This window comes from Serratia sp. NCCP-200, from assembly GCF_059697885.1.
Genome location: NZ_BAAKUJ010000003.1, coordinates 293071 through 309373 on the forward strand (window position 1 = coordinate 293071; position 16303 = coordinate 309373).

Below are 16303 nucleotides of genomic sequence, written 5' to 3' on the forward strand. Positions count from 1 at the left end.
GTACAGGATCTCTCTGGAACTGGGGGGAAGATAAAGAAAACGGTGGGCGAGTTTCATTAACTACAGGTAGACTTAGCGCAACAACGATTGCGTCGCTTACAAGGGGAACACATGACGTATCAACAGGCTGGGCGCGTTGCCATACTGAAACGCATTTTCGGATGGGTCGTTTTCATCCCGGCGTTACTGTCAACGCTGGTTTCACTGCTGGGTTTTGTTTATCAACACAGTGAGAAGTCCAGAGGGATCAACGCCGTGATGCTGGATTTTGTCCACGTCATGGTCGACATGGTGCGCTTCAATACGCCATTCCTGAATATTTTCTGGTACAACTCACCGGTACCGGACGTGGATAAGAGCCTGTTTAGCGGCGCTAATCTGATGTTTATCATTATCTATTTCCTGATTTTTGTCGGCCTGGCATTGCAGACTTCCGGTGCGCGCATGTCGCGTCAGGTGAAGTTTATCCGTGAAGGATTGGAAGATCAGATGATCCTGGAACAGGCCAAGGGCAGCGAAGGGCACACGCGTGAGCAATTGGAAGAGCGGGTGACGTTGCCACACCACACCATTTTGCTGCAATACTTCCCGCTGTATATCTTGCCGGTGGTGATCGCCGTGGTGGCTTATTTTGTGCTCAAGTTGCTAGGGCAAATGGCCGGAGTGGCGTAGATCTGCAAAGAACGGGCGCCCTATGCGGCGCCCATGACATTACAGCGTCTCTGGATGGAGCAGCTTGTCGATGGCCCGCTGCGTCATGACCAGATGTTGGCCGCCAAACAGGTTGCTGCGGTTGAGCAGGTAATAAAGCTGATACAGCGGCTGGCGTTCGATAAACCCGGCCTCCAGTGGCCACACGCTCTGATAGCCGTCATAAATCTGGGCGGGCAATTCAGGATAAAGCGGCAGCATCGCCAAATCACACTCTCTGTCGCCCCAGTAGCAGGCTGGATCGAACAGTAAAGGCCCATCCGCGGCCTGAGCACAGTTGGCTGGCCACAGATCGCCGTGCAGCAGGGAAGGCTGCGGCTGATGGTGTTGCAACCGCAGATAAACCACGTCGATAATTTCGTCGATATCACCGAAGGTCATGCCCTTTTCCGCCGCCAGCTGTAGCTGCCAGCCGATGCGTTGCTCGGCAAAAAATTCCGCCCAGCGGCGTTGCCAGGCATTGGGCTGCGGCGTGGTGGAAAGGTCGTTATCGAAGTCGAGGCCGAACTGCGGTTGTTCGCTCCATTGGTGCAGGCGGGCCAGTTGTTGCCCGAGGCAGTGTGCCCCGTGCGCATCCAGCGGCTTAAGGGGTTGATACTCCAATAGCAGGAAACTGTAATCGCGATCGCTGCCAACCCCATACACTTCGGGGACGCGCACGGTCTTACTGCGAGCCAGCAAGGCCAGTTGATCGGCCTCCGCAGTAAATATCGGCAACATTTCGCGGGTATCACATTTAACAAACACCTCGCTGTCACCGTAACTCACGCGCCACGCCGGGTGGATTTCTCCCCCGGGCAGTTCAGTCCTTTCGCGGATTTCTGCGCTGCCAAGATGTTCACTCAACAGACGGCTAACGGCTTGCCACATAGTAATCCCCTTCTGTGTTGCCTGCGATTTCATTAGGTTAGCGTCTTTCCTGCTGCGAAAACACGATGTGGCGCACAGCTGCGCCATCTATTGACGAAAATATCATCGCCGCGTGTCTGGTCAAAGTATATACGCTATTGATTAATTTAAGTACGCTTATGCTGAATGCTGCTTGGTTCAGGCTAACTTGCCGAGTTCCTTGTTACACGGGAAACGTCATAGTAGGGATTTTCCCCTCACCCCAACCCTCTCCCACAGGGCGAGGGAGCTGGTGCGGAGCCGCGGGTAGGGGCAGCAGTCAGTCTGTGGCACGTTTTGTTCTCTTTCCCACAGGGAGCGGGTGGCGTAAAAACCTTTATCGGTGTTCGATATTACTAGACCACAACAGTGGCACATTCTGTTCCCTCTCCTGGGGGAGAGGGTTAGGGTGAGGGCGGCTTAATGGTTTTTAACTACGGTGATTTCGTTGCGTTGCACGGGTTTAAAGTGGCTATAGAGCAGGGCGATGACAAACAGCAGCGCCTGTACAATCACGATGCACGGCCCGGTTGCGCCGTCGATATGAAAGCTGATCAGTGTACCCAGCACACAGGAAAAAACCGAAGCGATGGTGGCAACAATCAACATCCGGTTGAAACTGCGGCACAGCGTGAACGCAATAATCCCCGGTGCGATCAGCATCGCAATCACCAGGATCACCCCCACCGCCTGTAGCGAGGCAACAATGGTTAACGCCAGCAGGCACAGTAAGCCGTAGTGCAGTAACTTCACCGGCAGGCCGATGACGCGCGCATAATTGGGATCGAAACAGTAGAGCATGAAGTCCTGGCGCTTGAGCAGCACGATTGCCAGCGTGATCCCGGCGATCCACAACGTTTGCCGTAGCTCACCGTCGGTGATCCCCAGCATATTGCCGAACAGGATATGGCTGAGGTGTTGATCGGTATCGATGCGGGCAAACAGCACCAGCCCAAAGGCAAACATGCCGGAGAATACGATCCCCATCACCGTGTCTTCCTTTACCCGGCTATGCTCTTTCAGATAGCCCGTCGCGACTGCGCAGAAAATGCCGGAAAGAAATGCGCCAATCACCAGCGGAATACCGAACACAAAGGCCAGCACAATGCCGGGAAGCACGGCGTGAGAAATGGCATCCCCCATCAGTGACCAGCCTTTCAACACCAGATAGCAAGACAGCACGGCGCAGACGACACCGGTGACGATAGCCGCGATGATGGCTCGTTGCATAAAGGGATAGGCGAACGGCTCAGAGAGCCATTGCAACAGGAGTTCCATCAGTTGCCCTCCGGAGAATTGCTACGGTTTACGCGACGTTTTGAGGCTAACAGCCCGTGCTTCGGTGCGAACAGGAAGGCCGCCAGGAACACCAGCGTTTGCAGTGTGACGATCACGCCGCCGGTTGCCCCATCGACGAAGAAGCTGAGGTAGGCACCCAACCCGCTGGTCACGGCGCCGATCGCGATGGCGATAATCACTAGCCGGCCAAAACGGTCGGTCAGCAGATAGGCGGTAGCGCCAGGAGTGATCACCATGGCGATCACCAGAATGGCACCAACGGTTTGCAGCGCGGCCACGGTGCAGGCGCTAAGCAGGGTAAAGAACAGTATCTTCAACTTGAGTGGCGAAAGCCCGATCGATACCGCATGGTTTTCATCGAAAAATACCGCCAGCAGGTCTTTCCACACCAGGCATAAGATCACTAACGAAACGCCGATAATAATCTCCACCTGTAACACGTCTTCATCTGCGATACCGAGAATGTTGCCGAAGATGATCGACTGCACGTTCACCGAGGTAGGATTGAGCGAAATGATCAACAGGCCGACGGCGAAAAAGGTGGAGAAAATAAAACCGATAATCGCATCTTCACGCAGGCGGGTAACGTGGCGTACCAACGTCATCGCCAGCGCGGCCAGCATGCCGGTGAAAAACGCACCGGCTGCATAGGGCAGGCCGAGGGCATAGGCACCGGCCACGCCAGGCACTACGGAGTGGGAAAGCGCATCCCCCATCAACGACCAGCCTTTCAGCATCAGATATGCCGACAGAAAAGCGCAGGCCGCACCGACGATGGCGCTGACCCACATAGCCTTGACCATGTAGTTGTAGTTGAATGGTTGCAGCAGGATCTCGAGCATCAGGGGGTATTCTCCTTTTGCTGGCTTTGCGCCGGAGGATCGCTCTTGGTATGGCCATAAAACACCGCAGGGCGCTCGTCATCGGTGATTACCGTCACGGTGCGGGGATCGTTGTCATCGTGCAGATCGGGCCCGGAGAGGTTGATATGGCGCAATACGCCACCGAACGCCAGTTCCAGATTGCTTTGCGTGAATGTGGTCTCGAGCGGGCCAGCGGCAAGCACGGTACGGTTAATCAGGATCACCCGGTCACAAAACTCCGGTACGCTGCCAAGGTTATGGGTCGATACCAGGATCAGGTGCCCTTCATCGCGCAGCGAACGTAACAGTTCGATAATGGCGTTCTCGGTTTTGACATCCACGCCGGTAAAAGGCTCATCAAGCAGCAGCACCGTTCCCTGCTGAGCCAGGGCACGGGCCAGGAATACGCGTTTTTTTTGCCCGCCGGAAAGCTCACCAATCTGTCGGCTACGCAGCTCACTCAGGCCAACGCGCTCCAGCGCCTTATCGACCCGCAGTCGGTCTTCCTTGGTAGGAATGCGCAAGAAGTTCATTTTGCCGTAGCGGCCCATCATCACCACGTCTTCCACCAGCACCGGGAAGTTCCAGTCAACTTCCTCGGTCTGCGGCACGTAGGCGATAATGTTTTTCTTCAGCGCGGCGACAACCGGCTGCCCGCTCAGCATCACCTGGCCAGATGTCGGTTTTACCAGGCCCATGATGCTTTTGAAGAGGGTCGATTTCCCGCTGCCGTTAACCCCCACCAACGCACAGATCGAACCGCCGCTAAGGGTAAAACTGGCGTTATGGATTGCCGTATGGCCGTTGTTATAGGTGACCGATACGTCATCCACGCTGAGCTCGGGGCGGATAAAGGTCTCTGCACTCATTGATTGAATCCTTTGGCGATGGTTTGCACGGTGGCATTGAGCAGATCGATATAGGTGGGCACTGGCCCGTCGGCGGCAGAAAGCGAATCGACATACAGCACGCCGCCGTAGTGTGCGCCGGTTTCTTTGGCCACCTGCTTGGCAGGCTTATCCGAAATGGTGCTTTCGCTGAACACCACCGGAATGTGGTTGGCCCGCACGGTATCAATCACCCGGCGCACCTGCTGCGGTGAGCCCTGTTCGTCGGCATTGATTGGCCACAGATAGACCTCCTGCAGCTGATAGTCTTTGGCCAGATAGCTAAAGGCACCTTCGCTGGTTACCAGCCAGCGTTGGGCTGACGGAATACGCGACAAACGCTCGCGTAGCGGGGCATCCAGCGCCGCGATTTTTTCAGCGTAGGCTTTGGCATTGCGGTTATAGGTTTCCGCGTTATCAGGATCGTGCTGTACCAGCGCTTTGCGGATGTTCTCGATGTAGATCAGCGCATTGCTTGGCGACATCCAGGCATGGGGGTTTGGATTACCGTTATACGGGCCTTCGTGGATCGGCATTGGGGTGATCCCTTCGGTTACCACGGCGGCGGGCACCTGTTTGATATTTTCGAAGAAGCGTTGGAACCAGCGCTCCAGGTTCATCCCGTTCCATAAAATCAGATCGGCGTGCTGTGCCTTAACGATATCGCGCGGCGTGGGCTGATAGTCGTGGATTTCCGCCCCAGGCTTGGTGATGGACTCTACCACGGCGGCGTCGCCTGCCACGTTCTGGGCGATATCCTGGATAATGGTGAAGGTGGTCACCACGCGCAGCTTTTCCTTTGCCAAAGCCGGTTGGCTCACACCAACAACGCTGAGGCATAGGCAGAGCAGGGCAAGGGGGCGAAAGTGGGACAAGCTAAAACGACGACGAGTAAATACGTTGTTTTTCATTGGCATGAAGACGTCTCCTTATTCAAATGAAAATGATTATCAATATCAATTGAGCGGAAGTCAAGCATCACCAAGCTTTGCCAAGGGGTTATGTTGTTGTTAATGAAATAGTACCGCCATGTGAGTTATAACATTTTATGTATCGGGATGTAACCGCTTAAAGTAGTCACTGCCAGTGACTATCTCCACTTCGGGTTTTGCCCCCAATGCCACCTCGCCCAAGCCTTGTGCCAACTGTTTGACATCTTCTTGATTTAATGGCGTTGTTAGCGAAAAACTGTTGATCCCCAGCTCATGGGGAATGCCGTTGCTGTCGCTGAGCATGGTGGAAAAACCGGCCAGCGTCATTTGTCCGGTTAATTTGGCTAAATCGGTTAAGCTTTGTTCCGGATAGGTGAAAGTCACCACAAATCCTATGGACGAAGATTGACTCATAAATCACCTCTTGGTATATGGATAGCCTGAGAATAGACCAAAAAAGTTATGCAGGTATCCTTACCAGTTGTATATGCTACGCAACTCATTGAAAGGAGTGAGGGATTCTGTGAAAACAAAAATAGGTTGCCTGATGGCAATCGTACTATTAGCCGGTTGTGCGAAAGATCCGCAAACAACCGGCAATCAGGCAGGCAGTGGCACTTCGGGCGGTTGGCTAAAAACCCCACCGCAAACACCAAGCAACCGTACCGGGACACCGGTCGCTTATAACGATTATATCCGTCAGGCCGCCAGCAACTATGGCGTCGACGAAACGCTGATTAAGGCGATCATTCAGGTGGAGTCTGGGTTTAACCCGAACGTGGTCAGCACCTCGAATGCCGTGGGGCTGATGCAGCTGAAAGCCTCAACCGCTGGACGCGATGCTTACCGTATGAAGGGAAAGAACGGGCAGCCAAGTTCACGTGAGTTGAAGGATCCGGCGGTCAATATTGATCTGGGAACAGCCTATATCAATATTCTTCAAAGCCAGCAGCTAGCCGGGATCACCAATCCACAAACGTTACGCTATGCCACCATCGTTTCCTATGTGAACGGGGCAGGCGCGATGTTACGGACCTTCTCGTCGGATAAACGTGTGGCGGTAAACCGCATCAATCAGATGAGCCCGGACGAGTTTTATCAGCATATCCAGAAGAAACACCCGGCACCGCAAGCGCCGCGTTACTTGTGGAAGGTTACCACTGCTTATCAAGCGATGGCCGACTAGCCTCAGATTACCTACAGCCGGCCCCAATAAAGGGCCGGTTTTGCTATTTATTTCCGGTAAAAATGTGCTCCGTATCCCATTTTCGCTGTTCTCCCGCCTTTTGAACTAAAAAACCGCACAAATTGTTAATTTTACATTAACAAAGAAAACTTTACGTTCAATCAAATAGTTACCGGTAACATTGCTGCCAAAGCTCACATTCTGACCTTCAAAAAATAAACAATTACGTAACAATATATGTTTAAACTCCGTATGGAACGCGAGGTTGAGGTTAAATAGTTGTGATTTTTTTTGGAAGGAATGTGCTATGTCGAACGATAAAACCAACAACTCCCGGCGTGATTTCTTACTGAAGTCGATGACGCTGATCCCCGCAGCCGTTATCGGTGGCAGTGGTGTGAGTGCCCTGACGGCGCCCACCCCCGCGCTTGCCGCTAGCGATACTCCCAAGCAGGCAGACTATCAACCGACCTTCTTTACCCCCGAAGAGTGGGCCTTTGTTCAGGCGGCGGTCGCGCGTTTGATCCCTGCAGACGAGCGCGGCCCGGGTGCTTTGGAAGCTGGCGTACCGGAGTTTATCGATCGGCAGATGAATACGCCTTATGCCACCGGTTCAATCTGGTACATGCAAGGGCCGTTCAATCCCGATGTCGCACCGGAAATGGGCTATCAACTGCCGTTGGTGCCGAAACAGATTTATAACCTGGGTATCAGCGACGCGGATGCCTACAGCAAAAAAACGGCAGGAAAAGCATTCGCCGAGCTGGATGGCGCACAACAGGATGCGCTGTTGCAGAAGTTTGAATCCGGTGAGGCCGAGTTTACGCAATTGCCTGCCAAGCTGTTCTTCTCTTATCTATTGCAGAACACCCGTGAAGGATTTTTCAGCGATCCGATCCATGGTGGTAACAAAGAAATGGTGGGATGGAAGCTGATTAATTTTCCGGGCGCGCGCGCCGACTTTATGGACTGGGTTGAGCGAGGGGAACGTTATCCCTTCCCACCGGTATCGATTCGTGGGGAGAGAGGGTAATTATGGCAACGGTAATGAAGAAGCAGGATGTGGTGATCGTCGGTTTTGGTTGGGTTGGTGCCATTATGGCCAAGGAGTTGACCGAGGCCGGGCTAAACGTGGTGGCGCTTGAGCGTGGCCCGATGCGCGATACCTACCCAGACGGTTCCTACCCGCAGGTGATCGATGAACTGACCTATAATATCCGCCGCAAGTTGTTCCAGGACCTTTCAAAAAGTACGGTGACTATCCGTCACAACACCAGCCAAACCGCAGTACCTTATCGCCAGTTGGCGGCTTTCCTGCCGGGTACCGGAGTGGGCGGAGCTGGCCTGCACTGGTCTGGCGTGCATTTCCGTATCGATCCTATCGAGCTGCGTATGCGCAGCCATTATGAAGAGCGCTACGGTAAAAGCTTTATTCCAAAAGACATGACGATCCAGGATTTTGGGGTGAGCTACGACGAGCTGGAGCCGTTCTTTGATAAGGCCGAGAAGGTATTCGGCACCTCAGGCACTGCCTGGTCGGTGAAGGGGCAGTTGGTGGGTAAAGGCAAAGGCGGAAACCCCTTTGCACCAGACCGTTCCGACCATTTCCCACTGCCAGCGCAGAAGAACACCTTCTCCGCGCAGCTTTTTGAAAAGGCCGCGCGTGAGGTGGGTTATCACCCTTACAATCTGCCCTCTGCCAATACGTCAGATTCCTACACCAACCCCTATGGCGCGCAGATGGGGCCTTGTAACTTCTGCGGTTATTGCAGCGGCTACGCCTGCTACATGTATTCCAAGGCGTCGCCAAACGTCAATATCTTGCCAGCACTGCGGATGGAGAAGCGCTTTGAGCTGCGCACCAACGCTAACGTGCTGAAGGTTAACCTGACCGCCGACAAAAGCCGGGCGACCGGGGTGAACTATATCGATGCCCAGGGGCGTGAGATTGAACAACCTGCCGATCTGGTGATCCTCGGTGCCTTTCAGTTCCACAATGTGCACCTGATGCTGCTCTCCGGCATTGGCAAACCTTACGATCCACAGACCGGTGAAGGGGTGGTTGGGCGTAATTTTGCCTACCAGAACATGACTACTATCAAGGCGTTCTTTGATAAGGACGTCCACACCAACCCGTTTATTGGCGCGGGCGGTAACGGCGTCGGCGTAGATGATTTCAACGCGGATAACTTTGACCACGGCAAGGAGGGCTTTGTCGGTGGCTCACCGTTCTGGGTTAACCAGGCTGGTACCAAGCCTATCTCCGGCCTGCCGACGCCTCCTGGCACTCCAGCCTGGGGCAGCAAGTGGAAAGCGGCGGTGGCAGATGCCTATACGCACCATGTCTCTATGGATGCGCATGGCGCGCACCAGTCCTATCGTAGCAACTACCTCGATCTCGATCCGACCTATAAGAACGTCTTTGGCCAACCGCTGCTTCGCATGACCTTCGACTGGCAGGAAAATGACATCAAGATGGCGCAGTTTATGTTCAACAAGATGGCCCCGATCGCCAAGGCGATGAACCCGAAACTGATTTCCGGCAGCCCGAAAAACGCCAACAGCCATTTCGATACCACCAGCTACCAAACTACGCACATGAACGGCGGAGCGGTGATGGGAGAAGATCCCAAGACCAGCGCGGTAAACCGTTATCTGCAAAGCTGGGACGTGCATAACGTGTTCTCGATCGGCGCATCGGCCTTCCCGCAGGGGCTGGGCTACAACCCGACCGGCACCGTTGCCGCGTTGGCCTATTGGTCTGCCCGCGCCATACGCGAGCAGTATCTGAAAAACCCAGGCCCATTGGTGCAGGCATGAGGATGCGAGTGATGAAAGCTTTGGTTCCCGCACTGGTACTCAGTGCACTGAGTTTTTCCGTTTTGGCGCAGGACGCGGCGGTCAGCAGCGAATTGCTCAAACGGGGTGAATATCTGGCACGAGCCGGTGACTGTGTGGCCTGCCACACCAATGGCAAAAGCGGCGTGCCCTTTGCTGGTGGTTTGGCGATGGAAACGCCGATTGGCACTATCTATTCCACCAACATTACCCCGGACAAAACCACCGGCATTGGCGATTACAGTTTTGCAGATTTCGACAATGCGGTACGCAAAGGCGTCGCCAAGAACGGCAGCACCCTGTACCCGGCGATGCCTTATCCTTCGTTTGCGCTGGTGAAAGAGGAGGATATGCGTGCCATGTATGCCTATTTCATGCATGGCGTGCAACCAGTCGAACAAGCGAACCAAGACTCCGATATTCCCTGGCCGCTGTCCATGCGTTGGCCACTTCACATCTGGCGTTCGATGTTTGCACCCACACCGGCCGATTTCGCGGCAAATGCCAACGCCGATCCGGTTATCGAACGTGGCCGCTATCTGGTCGAAGGGCTTGGGCACTGTGGGGCATGCCATACGCCGCGCAGCCTGACCATGCAAGAGAAGGCGTTGAGCAACACGGAAGGGGATGACTACCTGTCTGGCAGTAACGCGCCGATCGACGGTTGGGTAGCATCCAGCCTGCGTGGCGATAATAAAGATGGCTTAGGCACCTGGAGCGAGAGCGAACTGACCGAGTTCCTGAAAACCGGCCGCAACGATAAGTCGGTGGTATTTGGGGGCATGAGCGACGTGGTCGAACATAGCCTGCAATATCTCAGCGATGAGGATTTGACCGCGATCGCCCGCTATCTGAAAACCTTGCCGCCGAAAGACGGTAAACAGCAGGCCGCTCCGGTTGAAGACAGCGTCGCCAAAGATTTGTGGCGTGGTAACGACAGCAAGCCCGGAGCCGCGCTGTACGTCGATAACTGTGCCGCTTGCCACCGTACCGATGGTGTTGGTTACAAGCGTGCCTTCCCGGCGCTGAAGGGCAACCCGGTGGTGCAGACCGAAGATGCGACCTCGCTGATCCACATTGTGCTGGTCGGCAATACCACGCCAGCGGTGAAGGGGGCGGTTTCCAACCTCACCATGCCGCCGTTTGGCTGGCGCTTGAACGACCAGCAGGTAGCGGACGTGGTGAATTTTATCCGTTCCAGCTGGGGTAATAACGCCAAAGCCATCAGTGCCTCCGATGTGGCTGACGTGCGTAAGGATCGTTCAATCATCCGCGATGAGAAGGCGATGGGCAGTTCTGCTGTCCCAGAGTCAGCGCCGGTGGGTGCCAAGTAATCTTCCCAAGGGCCTCGTTCGAGGCCCTTTATTTATCTCAATTATCCTTAAATAAGTTAGAGTTGTTAATCATTTCGCTGTGTGTGATTTTTAATCACCTTTAACGACCCATTCCTGGGATTTTAAACTATTTGATCTGATGTTGTTATCTTTTTGCGAGATATTAAACTTCATATTTGTGCTATGTCGCTGTTATTGATTGGTTTGTTGTGATTTTATTTATTGGTGAATAAAAATTTCATTAATGTTATTAATGTTAATCGCAAGGGAGCGTTGAAACTAAAGGGAGGCTATAGGCGTGATGGTAATAGTTTTATTAATGGTGGTGTACATTTCCATCGCTTTTGAGGTTGATAGGCGTAAGCGTATCTGTATTAGTCTTGGTCGAAAATATACCTACAGAAAGCGCATCAAGTTCAAAAGGAAATGTGCGAGGTTAATCGATACGCTGCTTTTCCGAACATGATGCGTTGCGGTTTGCCATCTTTGGCAAAAAAGCAGATTTCATCAGGTGAAATGCCCTGGAAAAGTGGGGCATTTTAGATGGATGACCAAGTAGCCACAGCTATTTGGCACCGTCAATGCCTGTTAACAGTCTGCACCGTTATCCATCTCGTCAACATGTCGATCTACATCCCGTGAGCAGACCCACGCTTTTGTGATCCTGACGATACAAAGTGTCAAATCCACTGTATGCATTCAAGGGCGGCTTTAGTATGGTCTTGGTTTGAGCATTCGCCAAAGGACATTGCCATGGAAAAAATCGACCTGCATATGCATTCCAACTACAGCGATGATGCAGACTTCCCGGTTGAGACGCTGATTGCACGCTGCCTGGCCAACGGCATCAGTACGTTGGCGGTGACCGACCATAATAATGCCAATTCGGTGCCGGAAGCCAAGGCGCTGGCATCGTCCAGCCTCAATGTCCTGTCTGGTATCGAGATCGACTGCACCTTCGCTGGGCGCAACTTCCACCTGTTGGGCTACGGGTTTACCCCCAGCAATGACTTTGTTGAAATCTATAACAATTTCAGCAGCATTCAACGGGAACTGACGCCGCAGAAGTTTGCCAAGCTGCGTGGGTTGAAATTCCATCTGGATGAGCAACGCCTGGAGCAGGTATGCGGTGGCGCTATCCCGCAGGAAGAGCAGATGGGCGAGGTGATACTCGACGATCCACGTAATGATGGGCATCCATTGCTGATGCCTTATCGACCCGGGGGGGAAAGGGCCGATATGCCACTAATCAACTTCTACTGGGACTTCTTTGGACCAGGGAAGGTGTGCTATATGCCAGTCACTTATCCCGCCATGAACCGCATGGTGGAGGTGATCCGCCATAATGGGGGAATACCGATCCTGGCGCATATCGGTGCCAACGTTAAGCAGGACCATACTCAAGTCATCGATGACATGTTGAAGATTGGCGTGATGGGGGTCGAGGTGTTCTCAAGCTATCATTCACCGGAGTTGGCCAGCCAGCTGTATGAGTTTGCCCTGAGCCGCTCGGCGTTTGTTACCTGTGGCAGCGACTTCCATGGGCGTAACAAGCCAAAAATAGAAGTAGGGCAATGTAGTTACGGCCCGCAGCATATTGGCGAAATACGCCGGTTTGTCGCCGCCGCCAACGCCTAAGCTTTGTTTCATTCCCTATGGCTCGTGGGCGGCATAGGCTGCTCACGAAGCGCGCAGTTAACCGCCGAAATATAGACCATTCCAGAGATTTTCTTTATCCTTTGCCGTCCTTTTATCAGGTAGGTGAATTTCTCTCGCCATTAATATCCTGTTTTATATAAACATTCTACGGAGAAGGGAGTTTCCGTCGGGCGCAATCGTTGGCGCTGTAGATTAAGGTAAGCTGTCTCATGAGTACGATTTCTCCAGATCATGGCAGGTTGGCCATTGCTCAACCTGCCAAATGGAACAAGACCGACACCGTCTGGATGTTCGGGCTTTATGCCACGGCCGTGGGTGCCGGCACCCTGTTTCTGCCGATCAATGCCGGTCTGAATGGCCCATTGGTGCTGCTATTGATGGCACTGTTCGCTTTCCCTCTGACCTATTTACCCCATTTGGCGCTAACCCGTTTTGTCCTTTCCGGCTCGAGCCGCGATGGCAACATTCAGGACGTGGTGGTCGAACATTTCGGCGTGTTAGCCGGCAAGGTCATTATGGTGCTGTACCTGATGGCGTTTTTCCCCATCGTGCTGGTCTACAGTATTTCCATCACCAACGCGTTGGACAGCTTCCTGACCCATCAATTTCACTTTGCCCCGGTACCCCGCATCTGGCTGAGTTTGGCGGTGGTGGTGGTGCTCAATTTGGTGCTGCTGCGTGGAAAGGATACGATCGTGGCCGCGATGGGCGTTCTGGTATTCCCATTGCTGGTGTTTCTGATGGGAATTTCGCTGTATCTGATACCCACTTGGCAGACCGAAAACTTTGTTAGTGGTTTGGCCAACACCCAATTTGACAGCCCCGACCTCTGGCATTCGTTGTGGTTGGCGGTCCCGGTGATGGTGTTTTCCTTTAGCCATGCGCCGATCATTTCGTCGTTCGCTTCCACCCAGAAAAGCTTATATGGTGACAACGCTGAGCGCCGTTGTGCGCGGATTATGCGTTACAGCTACCTGTTGATTTGCGTCACCGTGCTGTTCTTCGTGTTCAGCTGCGTGCTGAGTCTTTCGCACCAGGAGATGGAGCAGGCGAAAGCACAGAACATCACGGTGCTGACCACCCTGGCCAACAAATTTTCCAACCCGCTGATTGCCTATCTTGGGCCGGTGATGGCGATGTCGGCGATGGCAAAGTCCTATCTTGGCACTTCATTAGGCGTCACCGAAGGGGCAACCAGTCTGATCGATGGGCTAACACGCGCCGTTGGCAAGCCGCTGACTGCCGTCACGACCCATCGTATCTCCGGCGTGGTGCTGTTCTTGCTGACCTGGGCGGCCACCGTTTGGAATCCGAGCGCCTTGCATATCATTGAAACCATCAGCGGTCCGCTGATTGCGGTGATCCTGTTTATTCTGCCGATGTATGCGGTGCGCGCGGTTCCGGCTATGCGCCGTTATCGTGCTTTGAGTAATGTCTTTGTGCTGGTGATGGGGCTGATTGCGCTTTCCGCTTTGGTTTACGGTTTGGCATAAGCAAGTTGGCCCCGCAACAGCGGGGCCGGTAGGGTTAGGTCATTGGTACGTAGGTAGAAATCAGCTCCAACACGCCGTTGATAATAAACTGCACGCCCATACACACCAGCAGGAAGCCCATCAGGCGGGAAATGGCCTCAATACCGCTTTCACCAACCAGTTTCATGATCGCCGTGGAACTGCGTAAACAGACCCACAAAATGATCGCTATCGACAGGAAAATGGCCACCGGTGCGGCCAGTAGCACCCAGTGGGCAAAGCCCAGCGTATTTTCGTGGACGCTGGATGCGGTGCTGATGATCATGGCGATAGTCCCCGGTCCGGCAGTACTTGGCATGGCCAGTGGGACAAAGGCGATATTGGCCGAGGTTTTCTTGTGCAGTTCTCTGCTTTTGGATTCTACCTCTGGTGCTTCATCGGCACTTTGCTGAGGGAACAACATGCGAAAACCGATAAAGGCGACAATCAACCCCCCTGCGATCCGCAGGCCGGGGATGGAAATCCCAAAAGTGCTCATCACTAGCTGACCGGCATAGAACGCCACCGTCATGATGCAGAACACGTAGACCGAAGCCATCAGCGACTGATGGTTGCGCTCTTCGTTGGTCATATTTCCCGACAGACCAAGCAGCAACGCCACGGTGGTGAGCGGGTTGGCCAGTGGCAATAGTAGGGCTAGCCCCAGCCCTATGGCCTGAAACAACTGCAGAATACTCGACATAAAACAAACCCCAGCAAGAGAATGAAATGGGGGCGCAGTCACTACGCCCAAAAAGTATTGTGACTATCAGCGTCAGACCAGACGCTCAATTTTTCTGTGTCGCCATACCAACCTATAAAACGTTGTCTGCAATGCCAGCATTGTCAAATAGGCGATAGGGAACGCCATCCATACCCCCTCTAATCCGAAGTGATTGCTGAGCAGATAGGCCGCTGGCAACTGTACGGCCACGATGCAGAGAATGGAGATCGTCACCGGTACCAATACCACGCCGCTGGCGCGCATGATGCCACCGACAATCGCCTGGAAACCAAATACCAGCATGCTCCACAGCATGATATGCAATAAATGCTCCGCTTCTGCCAATACCACTGGGCTGGTCAGGAACAGACCCAACAGCCAATGTGACAGCAGGTAGACCAGAATAATCAACGAACCGGTCAGCCAGAGGTTGATATACAACCCGGTGCGCAAGATGGGGGCAATGCGTTCGGTTTTGCCAGCGCCGATGGCCTGAGCCCCCAAAATAGAGGCAGTGATGGCAATCGACAGGGCAGGGAATTGCACATAGTTAACGATCTGTGTCACGGCGCCGTAGGCTGCCGTAGCATCCGAACCGTGTCGGTTGACCAACGTCAGGATGATCAATTCAGAGATAGAAATTACCACCATTTGTAAACCGGTGGGCAGGCCAATACGTAACACTTTACGTAACACCACCGTATCCAGCTTGAGCGCCGCCAGCATGGCTCGGTCGGGGGCTAGCACATGTTTTTTGCGGCGCAGGCGCAATGTCAGATACACCATCGCCAGTGCGTTACCGACCATACCCGCCAGAGCCGCGCTCTGTATGCCCATGGGGGCAAAACCCAGCCAGCCACGGATCAGGGCCGGGGTGAGCAGCAAGCCGACGATGGTAGACAGCAGCAGGGCCAAGAGTGGTGAAACCGTGTCACTGACGCCGCGCAACAACTGGGTGAACAACACAAATACCAGCAGCAAGGGCATAATCAGCATCATGATGCGGGCGTAAGAGACCGCCTCTTCCAGCACGTCCGCTGGCGTGCCTAGGGCTTGTAGCGCTTGCCGGGCGAATAGACTGCCAAATACTGCCGCCAGTAAGCCAAGCGTTACGCCCAGCATCAAGGCCGTACCGGCAATGGTTTTGACTTTTTCTGCTTCATTCGCGCCCCATGCCTGCCCAATCAGCACCGAGGCACCGGCACCAACGCCAATCACCAGTGAGATAAAGAAGAACACCACCGGGAACATGCCGGAGATGGCGGCCAGCGCATGGGTGCCGAGCATCTGGCCGATATAGATGCCGTTCAGCGTGCCGGAAAATCCTTGCAGGAAGTTGGACAGCACCATGGGCACCAAAAAGATCAGATAGATGCGCCAAAGCGGTGGCTGCTTGTGCTGCGGACGGGTTTGCATTTAATCGTTTTTCCTGCGCCTAAAGGGCGTGTAGAGAGCTCTAGTGTTACTGAAA

Annotated in this window: 15 protein-coding genes; 7 read left to right on the top strand and 8 right to left on the bottom strand. The window is 53.9% G+C overall.

Annotated features, from left to right (window positions below; translation table 11 throughout):
• The first annotated feature begins 111 nt into the window (after positions 1-111).
• Positions 112-672 (top strand): YniB family protein, encoded by a 561-nt coding sequence (locus tag AC6HVW_RS11515; protein ID WP_021178205.1) that lies wholly within the window; start codon positions 112-114, stop codon positions 670-672.
• Between the two features lie 39 nt (positions 673-711).
• On the opposite strand, the gene AC6HVW_RS11520 is transcribed toward AC6HVW_RS11515, so the two are convergent.
• From AC6HVW_RS11520 to ghoS, 6 genes are all read right to left on the bottom strand, one after another.
• Positions 712-1581, bottom strand: coding sequence for a fructosamine kinase family protein (locus tag AC6HVW_RS11520; RefSeq protein ID WP_071680437.1), 870 nt, complete (start codon positions 1579-1581; stop codon positions 712-714).
• 438 nt (positions 1582-2019) lie between these two features.
• The gene (locus AC6HVW_RS11525; RefSeq protein WP_071680436.1) at positions 2020-2877 is read right to left on the bottom strand and encodes a metal ABC transporter permease; all 858 of its coding nucleotides are present in this window, start codon (positions 2875-2877) and stop codon (positions 2020-2022) included.
• Complete coding sequence (gene yfeC, locus AC6HVW_RS11530; protein ID WP_071680435.1) at positions 2877-3740, bottom strand: iron/manganese ABC transporter permease subunit YfeC; 864 nt, start codon at positions 3738-3740, stop codon at positions 2877-2879. The genes AC6HVW_RS11525 and yfeC overlap by 1 nt, the downstream gene beginning before the upstream one ends.
• Positions 3740-4630 carry a manganese/iron ABC transporter ATP-binding protein gene (locus AC6HVW_RS11535; protein ID WP_021178200.1) on the bottom strand — a complete coding sequence of 297 codons (891 nt, stop codon included), beginning with the start codon at positions 4628-4630 and terminating at the stop codon, positions 3740-3742. Before AC6HVW_RS11535 ends, yfeC begins: the two co-directional genes overlap by 1 nt.
• A complete protein-coding gene (locus AC6HVW_RS11540; RefSeq protein ID WP_071680434.1) occupies positions 4627-5565 on the bottom strand; it encodes a metal ABC transporter substrate-binding protein in 939 nt (312 codons plus the stop codon). Before AC6HVW_RS11540 ends, AC6HVW_RS11535 begins: the two co-directional genes overlap by 4 nt.
• A gap of 129 nt (positions 5566-5694) precedes the next feature.
• Positions 5695-5994, bottom strand: a complete 300-nt coding sequence (gene ghoS, locus AC6HVW_RS11545) for a type V toxin-antitoxin system endoribonuclease antitoxin GhoS (RefSeq protein ID WP_071680433.1) — start codon at positions 5992-5994, stop codon at positions 5695-5697.
• Between the two features lie 109 nt (positions 5995-6103).
• Here ghoS and AC6HVW_RS11550 point away from each other — a divergent pair, with 109 nt between their 5' ends.
• The 6 genes from AC6HVW_RS11550 to AC6HVW_RS11575 all read left to right on the top strand — a co-directional run bounded on the left by AC6HVW_RS11550 (position 6104) and on the right by AC6HVW_RS11575 (position 14090).
• On the top strand, positions 6104-6766 hold the full coding sequence (locus AC6HVW_RS11550) for a transglycosylase SLT domain-containing protein (protein ID WP_021178197.1): 663 nt from the start codon (positions 6104-6106) through the stop codon (positions 6764-6766).
• Positions 6767-7073: 307 nt separating this feature from the next.
• The gene (locus AC6HVW_RS11555) at positions 7074-7799 is read left to right on the top strand and encodes a gluconate 2-dehydrogenase subunit 3 family protein (RefSeq protein WP_071680432.1); all 726 of its coding nucleotides are present in this window, start codon (positions 7074-7076) and stop codon (positions 7797-7799) included.
• 2 nt (positions 7800-7801) lie between these two features.
• Complete coding sequence (locus AC6HVW_RS11560) at positions 7802-9586, top strand: GMC family oxidoreductase (RefSeq protein ID WP_071680431.1); 1785 nt, start codon at positions 7802-7804, stop codon at positions 9584-9586.
• A gap of 11 nt (positions 9587-9597) precedes the next feature.
• Positions 9598-10938 (top strand): c-type cytochrome, encoded by a 1341-nt coding sequence (locus tag AC6HVW_RS11565; RefSeq protein ID WP_368436646.1) that lies wholly within the window; start codon positions 9598-9600, stop codon positions 10936-10938.
• Positions 10939-11691: 753 nt separating this feature from the next.
• Entirely contained in the window at positions 11692-12576 is an 885-nt protein-coding gene (locus AC6HVW_RS11570) for a PHP domain-containing protein (RefSeq protein ID WP_497569437.1), read from the top strand.
• Between the two features lie 230 nt (positions 12577-12806).
• Entirely contained in the window at positions 12807-14090 is a 1284-nt protein-coding gene (locus AC6HVW_RS11575; protein WP_071683681.1) for an SLC5/6 family protein, read from the top strand.
• A gap of 34 nt (positions 14091-14124) precedes the next feature.
• Here AC6HVW_RS11575 and AC6HVW_RS11580 read toward each other — a convergent pair whose 3' ends face one another.
• Positions 14125-14811 carry a MarC family NAAT transporter gene (locus AC6HVW_RS11580; RefSeq protein WP_021178152.1) on the bottom strand — a complete coding sequence of 229 codons (687 nt, stop codon included), beginning with the start codon at positions 14809-14811 and terminating at the stop codon, positions 14125-14127.
• Positions 14812-14883: 72 nt separating this feature from the next.
• Positions 14884-16248 (bottom strand): MATE family efflux transporter, encoded by a 1365-nt coding sequence (locus AC6HVW_RS11585; protein WP_071683680.1) that lies wholly within the window; start codon positions 16246-16248, stop codon positions 14884-14886.
• Positions 16249-16303: the final 55 nt, after the last annotated feature.

Excerpts from the sequence above, each read along its gene's own strand:
- AC6HVW_RS11515 (WP_021178205.1), top strand. The coding sequence starts at position 112 with ATGACGTATCAACAGGCTGGGCGCGTTGCCATACTGAAACGCATTTTC.
- AC6HVW_RS11520 (WP_071680437.1), bottom strand. The coding sequence starts at position 1,581 with ATGTGGCAAGCCGTTAGCCGTCTGTTGAGTGAACATCTTGGCAGCGCA.
- AC6HVW_RS11525 (WP_071680436.1), bottom strand. The coding sequence starts at position 2,877 with ATGGAACTCCTGTTGCAATGGCTCTCTGAGCCGTTCGCCTATCCCTTT.
- yfeC (WP_071680435.1), bottom strand. The coding sequence starts at position 3,740 with ATGCTCGAGATCCTGCTGCAACCATTCAACTACAACTACATGGTCAAG.
- AC6HVW_RS11535 (WP_021178200.1), bottom strand. The coding sequence starts at position 4,630 with ATGAGTGCAGAGACCTTTATCCGCCCCGAGCTCAGCGTGGATGACGTA.
- AC6HVW_RS11540 (WP_071680434.1), bottom strand. The coding sequence starts at position 5,565 with ATGCCAATGAAAAACAACGTATTTACTCGTCGTCGTTTTAGCTTGTCC.
- ghoS (WP_071680433.1), bottom strand. The coding sequence starts at position 5,994 with ATGAGTCAATCTTCGTCCATAGGATTTGTGGTGACTTTCACCTATCCG.
- AC6HVW_RS11555 (WP_071680432.1), top strand. The coding sequence starts at position 7,074 with ATGTCGAACGATAAAACCAACAACTCCCGGCGTGATTTCTTACTGAAG.
- AC6HVW_RS11560 (WP_071680431.1), top strand. The coding sequence starts at position 7,802 with ATGGCAACGGTAATGAAGAAGCAGGATGTGGTGATCGTCGGTTTTGGT.
- AC6HVW_RS11565 (WP_368436646.1), top strand. The coding sequence starts at position 9,598 with ATGAAAGCTTTGGTTCCCGCACTGGTACTCAGTGCACTGAGTTTTTCC.
- AC6HVW_RS11570 (WP_497569437.1), top strand. The coding sequence starts at position 11,692 with ATGGAAAAAATCGACCTGCATATGCATTCCAACTACAGCGATGATGCA.
- AC6HVW_RS11575 (WP_071683681.1), top strand. The coding sequence starts at position 12,807 with ATGAGTACGATTTCTCCAGATCATGGCAGGTTGGCCATTGCTCAACCT.
- AC6HVW_RS11580 (WP_021178152.1), bottom strand. The coding sequence starts at position 14,811 with ATGTCGAGTATTCTGCAGTTGTTTCAGGCCATAGGGCTGGGGCTAGCC.
- AC6HVW_RS11585 (WP_071683680.1), bottom strand. The coding sequence starts at position 16,248 with ATGCAAACCCGTCCGCAGCACAAGCAGCCACCGCTTTGGCGCATCTAT.